This is a genomic window from Wenzhouxiangella sp. YN1, from assembly GCF_056324145.1.
Genome location: NZ_JBJNIO010000060.1, coordinates 1 through 10072, shown reverse-complemented (window position 1 = coordinate 10072; position 10072 = coordinate 1). Strand labels below are relative to the sequence as shown.

Genomic DNA, 10072 nt, shown 5'->3' with positions numbered 1-10072 from the left:
CGGCTGCTCTGCCTTCTCCGGGTTCAGCCAGACGGTTCCGACCGGTGACCAGTTCCGAGTATCTCCGCTCCAGCGCTGTGGGTGCTGGTCTCGTGCCGCCTGGTAGACGGCGTGCCGCTTGGCCAGGATCTCGATGTCCTGCCCGGTGTGACGCTGGTTCGGCGTGACGTAGTTGATGCCGCGATGCTTGTGCTGGTGGTTGTACCAGTCGACGAAGTCACAGACCCACTCGCGCGCGGCCTTGAGCGAGGCGAAGCCGGTCCTCGGGAAGTGCGGCACGTATTTGCAGGTTCTGAACAGCGATTCGACGAAGGCATTGTCGTCGCTGACCCGCGGTCGGCTGAACGAGGCGGTGATCCCGAGCTTGCCGAGCATGACCTGCACCGTCTGGCCCTTGATCGGGCTGCCGTTGTCGCCGTGAAGGACCAGCGGATTTCCGATGCAGCCTTCCTTCCAGACGCTGCGCTGGACCAGATCGCTGGAGTGCACGGCACTCTCGTTCTCGTGCACCTCCCAGCCCACGATCTTGCGGCTGAACAGATCCATGATCAGGTACAGGAAGAAGAAGCGGCCGCGGATATCGCCCGGCAACCAGGTGATGTCCCAACACCACACGGTGTTGGGCGCATCAGCGCGGTGAGTCGCTGGCGGTCGGGCCGCTGCAGGGTTGCGAGCACGTCCACGATGGTGCTGCTGGTCCTCGTCATTGAGCACGCGGTAGAAGCTCGACTCCGAAGCCAGGTAGCGGCCCTCGTCAGCCAACTTCGGCACGATCTGGCCGGGCGGCATGGAAGCGTGCTCGGGCTCGTTGCAGATCCTTACAATCTCTTGCCGCTCTTCGGGCTTGAGCGCGTGAGATGGCAACGGGCGTGCCGCCTCCGGCCGTCTGTCGGCGCGCACAGCGCCATCTGCCGTCCAGCGCTGGTATGTGCGGGCCGTGATGCCCAACACCCTGCAGGCGGGCCTGAGACGAGCGCCAGCGGTTCTGGCCTCGTCGATCAGCTCAACAGCTTTATGGCGATCCGGGGTGCTGATCATTCGTCCTCTCCGTCCCCCCAGATCGCCCGGGCTTTTTTTGACAAGGTGAGCAAGGCAGCGGTCTCGGCCAGGGCCTTTTCCTTGCGCGCCAGCTCGCGCTCGAGTTCGCGTGTCCGGCGTCGCTGCTCGCGGTCGGCCTTGATCTGCTGGGCGCCGCGCTCCTCGGCCCAGTCGTTGGCCTGTTCGCAGGCCCGGCGCCAGGCCGCCAGCTGCTCCGGATACAGACCGCGCTTGCGGCAGTACTCCGAGCGCTCGGACTCATTCATCGGCGCGGTCTCGATCACGGCGGCGAACTTGTCCCGGGCGCTCCAGCCCTGGGCGTCAGACCCGGCGTCGGGGTACAGCTCACCACGGTCCCGAGCCTGCTTGCGCCAGTTGTACAGGGTGGCTTCCGACACACCTTCTTCGGCGGCCACTTCCCGGACTGATCGGTTGTGGGGTGGGCAAAGCTTGGCCAGCACGGCCCGTTTCCGTTCTTCTGAATATTTCACTGTCAGCTCCTGTCCGCCCCCTCTTAGAGACCATTTTAGAGGAGGCGACAACTATCCTGACAGAGGGGGATATCACGCCTTCGCTGGAACTATTTTCAGATATGACTGACTCAGTGACCCGAACACCATACGCGGGCTGGGAATAGATCGCCGCGCCTTTGCCTCCGGCGGAGTTGAGCGAAAAATTAGATTCTTCTATGTCGATCGAGGACAACTGCGCAAAGATTGCTGCACCATCACCACCTGATACGTTGTTCTCTAACGTCACATTGACTAGAGCTAGAGGGCAAGACGATAGTCGTATTGCAGCACCGTCTCCAGCATTTCGTCCTTCTATAAGCGCAACGTCGCGTAGGTTGAACAGACTCGCATCACTACAGAGAAAAATAAGCGTTTCGTTGGCCCCGGAAATTGCAGTGCCGCTGCCTTCACCATCTATCGTTACGCTCTTTTGGACTTCTATTGGACTGCCTTGAACTACGACGCCGGAGCCGGAAACGGATGCCGAGAAATGTATTGTGTCATTGACCCCGTAAGGATCTCCTGTAGCGGTACAACCGTTAGCTGCACTTGAATCGTTAATCGACATCACGGCGCTTCTTAAACTGCACCCAGTTTCCGCTTCATCAGAAATGTCGACCTCAATGACAGCTGCGTTAGCAGACGATGTATAAAATCCGTACGTGAACAACCCAAGCACAAATAGTGCTAAGCTGCATCTTTGCGTTGTTTTTCTACAAACTGCGGACATTAATCTTCCTAATTAGCTTGGTGCCATGATCAGTTTTATTAATTACGTAGACCCTAAAGATAAACATCAAACTTTACCAGGCCTAATAAGACGCTAGGCGTGTGCTGGAGACAGCAAGATTTTACGGTGCGTTAAACGTCGCCGACGCTTCCTTTTTGGGCCGCATTCTCCGCAGACAGCGTAAAGCTTTAAAAATCACGTTTGGTAGCCATCTCGACTTCGCGGAGAAGCTCATCCTCCACTTTGAGCCGAATGATACCAACTGAACCGCTCCGGGTTTTGAGGAGGCTCCAGTATCTGAGAGAATGGAGCCTCCTCAAAACCCGGGGCGATTCAAGAACGTAGTTGAGCGGCTCGTTAGGAAAGCTCACGATCAACGAATCGAAATGTTGTATAGAGAAAATCTCTCAACTTTTCTCTAGACAAATGAGAATAAGTTACATGCTGCCCTTGATGTTCAGGCTTAATTTCTACGCCAGACCAGGATACCGGGAGCTGGGAAAGATCTTGCTTATTGAAATCGAAGGTCATCTGATGAGACCAGCAATTGCGTAATATTCGCCAGAATGAGTACCAAGACTGACTTCGGAGTTTCTCAACCTGACGAGAGATCGCGCAATAGTGCTTCGTTGCTTCGAAGAGAGTTTTCAATGCGTCACGGTGCGCGGAGTCGTACGTTTCATAGACCGCATTCTTAAGTTCGTTCGGCTGGCGAAGGAACGCCCCCGCATTCGGAAAGTCTTTCCAGGATTTAGGCATTTGGTTATGGATAGTGTCGAAATAGTCGGGCGTATCAGACCACGACATCAACATCATTGTTACATACGCTAGCTGGATCTGATTCAGCTTTGTGCGGTAAACACCAAGTAAATACCTCTTAGACATTTCCCGACGTTTTAGCTAAGCGGCGCGCGTAAGCGCGTTCGATGAAAGCGTGATAAGGCCAGAGCAAACTTGGAAGACTTGCTATTCATGGCCGTCTCTGGATTGTGCTCTTATGCTCCTTTGCCCATGCAGATATAACTTTCGCGCAGTTTAGCATATGACCCGGACTGTAATGCTTGACCAAGTCACCATATCGGATGCTATTTGGATACTTAGATGCACCTTCTCGCTCAGCATCAAGTAGTCTGCCAATAGTAGCTGCTTGTGCTTCGGGGACTGGCGAGATGCTCAGAAGCTTGGCCGCGGAAATAATCCTGCCCGTCTTGGGTTCGCGAATCTCACAGTGGCAGATATCGGTTAGAAGTTCGTTCAAATTGTGCGATCGGCCTCTCAATTCCGCTGGCGTGAAGCCAGCCGTCTCCAACACTGCCTTCAACGCAATCTCACAGGACAACAGACTCAAATACAACACTGCCCTTCCTGCCTCATCTCCACGGGTTGACTTTGTGACGAATGAGTCCGCCGCTTCGATGAGTCTCTCCGCAAATTCAAAGCTATACTCCATAAATATCACTCAGGAATAAACAACATCAATCCTAATCCGCACCGCCGCATTCCCTACCTAGATTTACCCACCGCCGCATTACTCGGCGTGGGTTTGAAGGCATGGCTAACTTGAATGTGCCATTTCAACACCCTACCGCATTTGAAGTAGAGCGCCGTGATAACTAAAATAGAGGATGAATCCAGAAATCGGAATTGCCGCCATAACAATCCATCTGGGCCATCGTTTGCTCTTTATTCGCACTGGAATTGCGTAAATAAATGGAAGTGCAAGACTTAATAGAGCAAGGCCAAAAACCTCACCGAGCAAATTGGAAAAGGGACCTTGTTTAAACTCCGTTGATCGGGGGGCAATTGCAATCCAAATAATGAACAATCCAATATAAAACAATAAGAGTTGCCAAGGATAACTTAATCTCTTTTTCTCCATGTAGACCTCGATCAAAGAATGAGAGCACTCACCAAAATGGACTCTGCTGCACACTCAATAATTAAATGTTTATTTGTCATATCCTATGCAATTCTAATGCCGCTAGAAAACGATACCTATGTGTAGCAATTACGATAGCCTAAATTTACTCAGGATAAGGCCTTTCTATTGTCTGCACAGTACGCCTGCATGTTTCAATAGAACATAGACAAACCCCCATGAATTAACGTTTCAAACTTTGGCGCAGATTTGCTGCGCCCGAGCGCCTTGGCTTGTTAGCGCAGTTTATACTTGTCAGGCATATTGGTGGAATATCGATTACGCAAAAAGGAGCGGCATACCCAAGTATTCTAGATAGATTCATTGTTTCCCTTAACTTTCTGTACTACTGGGTTCTCTAAAGAGTTAGCCTCGATCAGATTTGATAAATTCCTCACATCTTGATTGAGTTTACCTACACGTTTTCCTACACTATCTATGGAATCCACGATCTTCAATAAATAAGGCTTATTTATAAGTCCCGGCAGATCAGCGTACGGCTTAACATCCAATAGATAGTCTTCACATTTTGCATTCGATCCATTCAGGCTAGTCCACTCCAAGCGCACACTAAAAGGCGGCATGGGCTTTTTGGAGTCTGAATTTTTTGGCTTGAAGAGTTGAAATCCGATGGCAAACAATATGGAAATTTTCTCTCCTTGCGGAATTAAAGTTAAAGGGCCTCTCTTTTTAGTGCAGTCCAGGATTAAGTTATAGCGGGCGAAATTCTCCGACTCTCCGAGGAATTGAAAGTAAACATTTCTTGCGGGGCCTGTACCTACATTGGCGATTGAAATATTCAAACCACCTGTTCCATCTGGATGCGGCTCAAAGTACGCAACTAAGTTCGGCTCCGAGCCCGCCTTCCGCAGCAACCGATTTTCACGCCATAAAAATATGGTAAGAACAGCTATTACAACCGTAGAGAAACCGCTGAGAATCGTAGCTATCTCGTTTAGGCCCACTACTGCTTCCTCTCGTATCGGTGCCTGTTGATTTAAGCGCTAACGATTAGCTAAGCGGCGCGTGCTAAAGCCGCCGACGAAGGCCCGATAGGGCCAGAACGTACCTGAGCAACCTGTTATGCGTTCTAGCGTCCGTTCGGGCAGTCAAATGCATTCCCAGCCATGCCAATCTTCCCGCCGCCCACGTAGGACGTATCTTGTGCGGTCTGTTGGATGTGGACATAGTTTGCGCCCATAGCATGAGCCTGGTTCTTCATGTCATTTCTAGAGCCCTCGACAAGAGCCTTTGTGGAGGTAATGTCATCGGTCCACCAGTTCCCCTGGCCACCATGAACTTCGCCAATGAACTCGCAGTCATCAGACGGAGCAGAATTGCTGAGCATCACTCGCTCCGCTCCGGGATCGAGACTCTTCGCAGCGCACCCAGCGAGAGCGACTACCATCGAAGCAATTAGGATCTGTTTCATCTGAGATTTCCTCCCTCTACAAGTTCAAGTGTGGTTCTTAAATCGCTTGTTCAGCCATGGTTACATAACTAAAAACTGGGATTGAGAAGCGGAGTTTAGCGACAGAAATGGCGATTCCGCTGTTTAGTTTGTGAACTTTTTCATCCTGAGCACAAGGCTTTGAGATTGCGGCATTCCTAGATTGATTGCTGTGTTTCTATGGGGCGGATAGTGCATATAATTCCGTAACACCGCCGGAGATGGCGCCAACCCGCTTCCTCCGTGCCCAGTGAGCAATATGCCACGGACCTTTCCTTCGGGGCAACCATGGCGGAAGAACGTCAGAAACCGGGCCAAGAGCAGGCAATTATTAACACCCACGCTCGAAGACTTACAGTTCGCAGGCCCCTGGAAAAGCCTCGAACATCCGGTCTGTCAAGGCGCGCGCGACAAATCGATCCGCTTCGTCCAGATTCTGAAACATTTCCGGCTGGACCTCGATGAGGCCGAATATCCAGTTCTTGAGCACTGCGTGCACGGTTGATCCGTCGCTGTTCAGGACTCGTCTAAGGACACGAGGCTCCGCGTGTAGTTGGCCCTGCTGCACGATATGGCTTGCGAGATGGTCGGAGATTCGCAGTCTATCGACAAGGCCCATGGCTTGTTCCGTGATGTACTCCATCTTGGGTTCTCGGTGCGGATAGATCTCCACCATCGGCCACGATTGTCGATAGGCAAGGCCCAGCAGGCCTCGTGCTCCAACTTCAGTCACTCTCGATTCCCTCCCCCCTGCAGCAGTTCTGCGGGCGGATTCTCCCGATCGGATGCATTGGCGCTCACGGGTCGCTTTCGTGGATTTTTAGCCAAGGATCGGGAGAGTCCAGGCATGCGCTTGCGGCACAAGCAGGAGCCCCACCCAGTTGGCTGTTTTCCAACCGGGGCGCTGCCACTTGACAGAGAGGGGGCTTCTTGGCAATGTTGTCATCAGCCAGGCGGGAGCTGCGTAAATCTCGCCCACGCGATAGGGTCCACCACGAAAAGACGGGCCTGAGGCGCACAGGGTAGCTGTACCCGGAAATGGCGCTGCCACCCGGCAGAAGCCATGGATCGCGGAAGCGGTCGCCAAAACAGCAACAGGCGTCGGCCCACACGACCTCGCGGTGCAAGTCCCGAAAAAAACAGATGGGTGTTGCGGGAGAGGTGCGTCCGCACGAAATGGATCTTGAGGGTTCGTTCCTGCAAGATACCCTTCTCAAACTCTCCCCATCCCAGAGCTCCTCATCAGAAATTGGCTGGTTCGCCAGCTGACCCATGGGCATCTGCCCAAAAGCAATGCCTGGAATTCAGACGACGTCTGACTCCAGCGCCTACCAAACCAACGGGCCATTGACGGTCCCTCCGAACCGGAGGTGCTACCGATCTGTGCTGGCCCGCATCAACGAAACCAATCGACGTCTTCACACGAGGCGCCCGTCTCTTTTGCGCGCACGTCGCGCAAAGAGACGGGCGACGGCGTCGCCCGCGAATGCCCGGAATCTCGATGTTTCCGGGCATTCGGCGCGCGCGAAAACCGCGCGCGAAAACTGCTTGAGCCGCAGATTGCGGCTCAAGCACCAGCGAAGCTGGGCACAGGGCCACGTGGCCCTGCGGCTGCCCATCGGCTCGATGCCGATGGGCAGCCGACCGCGCTCACAGAAGCGTGAGAGCAGAATGTGGCCTCAAGAGCAGGCCCCCGGTGCTGGCACCCCGGCAAACATCTGCGATCACCCCCGTGGCCACCACTCGCTGCCCAAACCAAACCGCGCAAGGCGGTAACCCGCCTTTCGCGGGAATTGCACGCATCCAGGCACGGCTAGGCCAACGCCCTGCACGCGGCCCCCGCCGGTCCGGACTCCGGACACACCGCCGTGGAGATGCCGTGCAACAAGAGAAACGGGGCTGGCAGGCCCCCAGTAGACGCCTGCCAACGCAGCCATGGGCGGCATCATGGCACCTCTCCGGTCGCTGGCACCGCAAGCCCAGTTATCACTTACCTAGTCCAGGCGGGACAGAGAGGTGCCTTGCCCAGGCTGCATGGCCGGAGTTGCCACGTGGCAATTTCCGAAATCCACACAGTTGCTCAGTGCTTGGAGGTTCCAAATGACTGGAAAATATGCGGCTGCCGGATCAGGCCGAAACCACGGATATGGCCGTGATCTGGCATATGCAGGGCGGCAGGCCCTGCAGGAATACTATGGCGGCGGGCATTTCGCCACTGTCGCGACTCACGCCGGCCGATTTGGACAATTTGCCAATTGGGCCAGGGAGCAAGGTGTTCGCGACATCGCGCGGAATGACCCTCAGCAATTGCTCACGGGCTATGCTACACATGTCGGCCAGCAGGCGGATGCTAAGAAGCTGTCTGCTGCCTATGGCCAGAATCTGATCTCGAGCGCCCAGGTTGTCTTGCGTGCAATGACCGGGGACGACAGCATTCGGGTCAGTCCATCCGCGTATTGCGGTTCGAGAACCAACGTGCGAGCAGACGCGCCGGGAAGCCTCAATCGGTCGGCAGTTGAACATGCAACTGAGGCGATGCGCTCTGCTGGGCTCGACCGGGCCGCTTCGGTGGTCGAGCTGGCCCGCGAACTCGGAATGCGGGAGCGAGAGGCTGCGCTGGCGGATCTCTCCCGCTTGGATCGCGAATCACGCGATTACGGTGCGGTGAATATTCAGGAAGGCGCCAAGGGCGGCCGAACCGCGGATCGCTGGGTGCGGGTCTCCGCCGAAGGGCGCATCGCGCTCGATGCGGCACTGGCCGCTCGCCCGGATGGGAGCCGAAATCTCCTCGAAGCCGGCGAGACCTTCCGGGGCTTCGTCGACTCGGAACTGCGACAAGGCCGAGAGCTTCTCAAGGAGGCCGCAATCGCTGGATACCATGACTGCCGCGCCGGCTACGCCTGTGAGCGCTACGAGCGACTCACTGGATACGCCGCCCCGGTCGTAACTGGATCTCGACAAGCGACGAGTCAGTCGGATCTCGAGGCCAGACGGCAGATCGGTCCCGAACTTGGTCATGGGCGTGACGACGTCCTGGTCAGCTACGTAGGAGGACGCACATGAAGGCGTGTATTACGCAGATTCTCCGACGGGCGCAGCCCGGCGCCTCTACCGCGGTCAAAGGCCATATTGCTCGTGCCGCCCAAATCTCGGCAACGATCGGTGCCCGCTGGGGCGCTGGCTACGCACATCCATATCACTGGCGGCTCAAGCATGTCCGATGGTATCTGCACGAAGAGTGCCGGGAACTGGCGACAGCCACCCGCTATGACCACTGGCGCACCGTGCGTGTTGTGCTGTCGGCGCTCGGCCGATGGCCTGATTGGGAACCGCGACTTCGGGGGCCATGGTGCTACCGCACCGGAAAGCCAGGAAAGGGTCCTGGGGGACGCCCCGCCAAATTGGCGCTTAGAGGCCAAGCTAGCAGTGTGAAGTAAGTTCTGTTGGAAGCTCGACCTGTAAATGGTAGATTTCCTACAGACTTTCTGGGGAAATTCCGACAACAGCGATTCTAGCTGCTAGCCATAATGATCAGGGCAAAGGACAAAGAGGTCACAGAATGTCAGATTCACCTGAATTGCCACGAAAAACCGAAATTTTCAACCGAGTTGTCTCCAAGGTCCTAGCCGACCTGTACCAGGAGTTTCCGAACCCAACTGACCTAGATCCGAAGTCAATCGGAGCGTCTGTTCACGATAAGGACGATGAGGAGGAAGAAGCTTTCGAAACAGTTGCAGAAACGGCAGGCAGCTCAATTCAGTACCTTTTGCGAGAGGGCTTTATAGAACAAGCCAGACACCCTTCGACTTGGGACGGCCCCGCATTTCAAGCAGTCGTACTAACTGCGAAGGGCCATCAATTACTTGGATCAGTACCCAAGTCCGTTGATGAACAAGCCGAGTCATTTGGCATTCGCCTCGCGAACGCTGTGGAGGGTGGCAAATGGGGGCTGGCAGCTCAATCCATCAGAGAGATCATCTCGCTGAATCAGCGCTGATTCATTAGAGTCACAATGGGCGGAATATCGACCCGCCCAGACGCATTCTGGGCGGATCGAATGCCATTTGCTCCTGTCATCACGTACCCGACCGGCTACAGACTTCGAGCCACGATTTGATCGATCAGCGTTCCGGGTCCATTATCGGAGCAAAGCTACCATGGTTGCTCCATCTCTAGCCCAGAGCTCATTCGATAGTTGCTCTGCAACCGCCTTGTCCGCCACATCAATTCCGAACCTTCGATCGACCATCAGCGGCACGAGCAGCGGGCTTGGCGCTGAGTGATCCCCCCTTATTCTTCAATGCGGGCTAGAAAGAGGTATGGCGTGTCAATTTCTGTCGTATAATCAGAGTGTTAAGGCACTAATCCCACGACAGAAAGAGAACACGCCATGGGTGAAACACTACCCCTTTTCAAAGCCTCGT

At 54.9% G+C, this 10072-nt stretch carries 6 protein-coding genes; 2 read left to right on the top strand and 4 right to left on the bottom strand.

Translation table 11 applies throughout. From position 1 onward, the window contains the following. The 4 genes from ACEWQZ_RS00290 to ACEWQZ_RS00275 form a co-directional block, all read right to left on the bottom strand. Positions 1 to 1535 (bottom strand): IS3 family transposase gene (locus ACEWQZ_RS00290; RefSeq protein WP_476481071.1). Its coding sequence is split into 2 segments (ribosomal slippage), with 1536 coding nucleotides annotated over them: positions 1 to 1064 and positions 1064 to 1535; the frame shifts between segments, so codons are not numbered across the junction. This gene is flagged as partial in the annotation. 2974 nt (positions 1536 to 4509) lie between these two features. Next, positions 4510 to 5163, bottom strand: coding sequence for a hypothetical protein (locus tag ACEWQZ_RS00285; RefSeq protein ID WP_476481069.1), 654 nt, complete (start codon positions 5161 to 5163; stop codon positions 4510 to 4512). 125 nt (positions 5164 to 5288) lie between these two features. Next, positions 5289 to 5606: a DUF4156 domain-containing protein gene (locus ACEWQZ_RS00280; RefSeq protein ID WP_476481070.1), complete on the bottom strand. Its 318-nt coding sequence runs from the start codon at positions 5604 to 5606 to the stop codon at positions 5289 to 5291. A gap of 394 nt (positions 5607 to 6000) precedes the next feature. Beyond that, complete coding sequence (locus ACEWQZ_RS00275; RefSeq protein WP_476481068.1) at positions 6001 to 6381, bottom strand: hypothetical protein; 381 nt, start codon at positions 6379 to 6381, stop codon at positions 6001 to 6003. 1367 nt (positions 6382 to 7748) lie between these two features. Here ACEWQZ_RS00275 and ACEWQZ_RS00270 point away from each other — a divergent pair. Both ACEWQZ_RS00270 and ACEWQZ_RS00265 read left to right on the top strand, forming a co-directional pair. Further along, positions 7749 to 8711 carry a site-specific integrase gene (locus ACEWQZ_RS00270; protein ID WP_476481067.1) on the top strand — a complete coding sequence of 321 codons (963 nt, stop codon included), beginning with the start codon at positions 7749 to 7751 and terminating at the stop codon, positions 8709 to 8711. A gap of 496 nt (positions 8712 to 9207) precedes the next feature. Continuing rightward, positions 9208 to 9645 carry a hypothetical protein gene (locus ACEWQZ_RS00265; RefSeq protein ID WP_476481066.1) on the top strand — a complete coding sequence of 146 codons (438 nt, stop codon included), beginning with the start codon at positions 9208 to 9210 and terminating at the stop codon, positions 9643 to 9645. Positions 9646 to 10072: the final 427 nt, after the last annotated feature.

Bases quoted from the DNA above. Each gene is read 5' to 3' on its own strand.
- ACEWQZ_RS00270 (WP_476481067.1), top strand. From the start codon at position 7,749: ATGACTGGAAAATATGCGGCTGCCGGATCAGGCCGAAACCACGGATAT.
- ACEWQZ_RS00280 (WP_476481070.1), bottom strand. From the start codon at position 5,606: ATGGTAGTCGCTCTCGCTGGGTGCGCTGCGAAGAGTCTCGATCCCGGA.
- ACEWQZ_RS00265 (WP_476481066.1), top strand. From the start codon at position 9,208: ATGTCAGATTCACCTGAATTGCCACGAAAAACCGAAATTTTCAACCGA.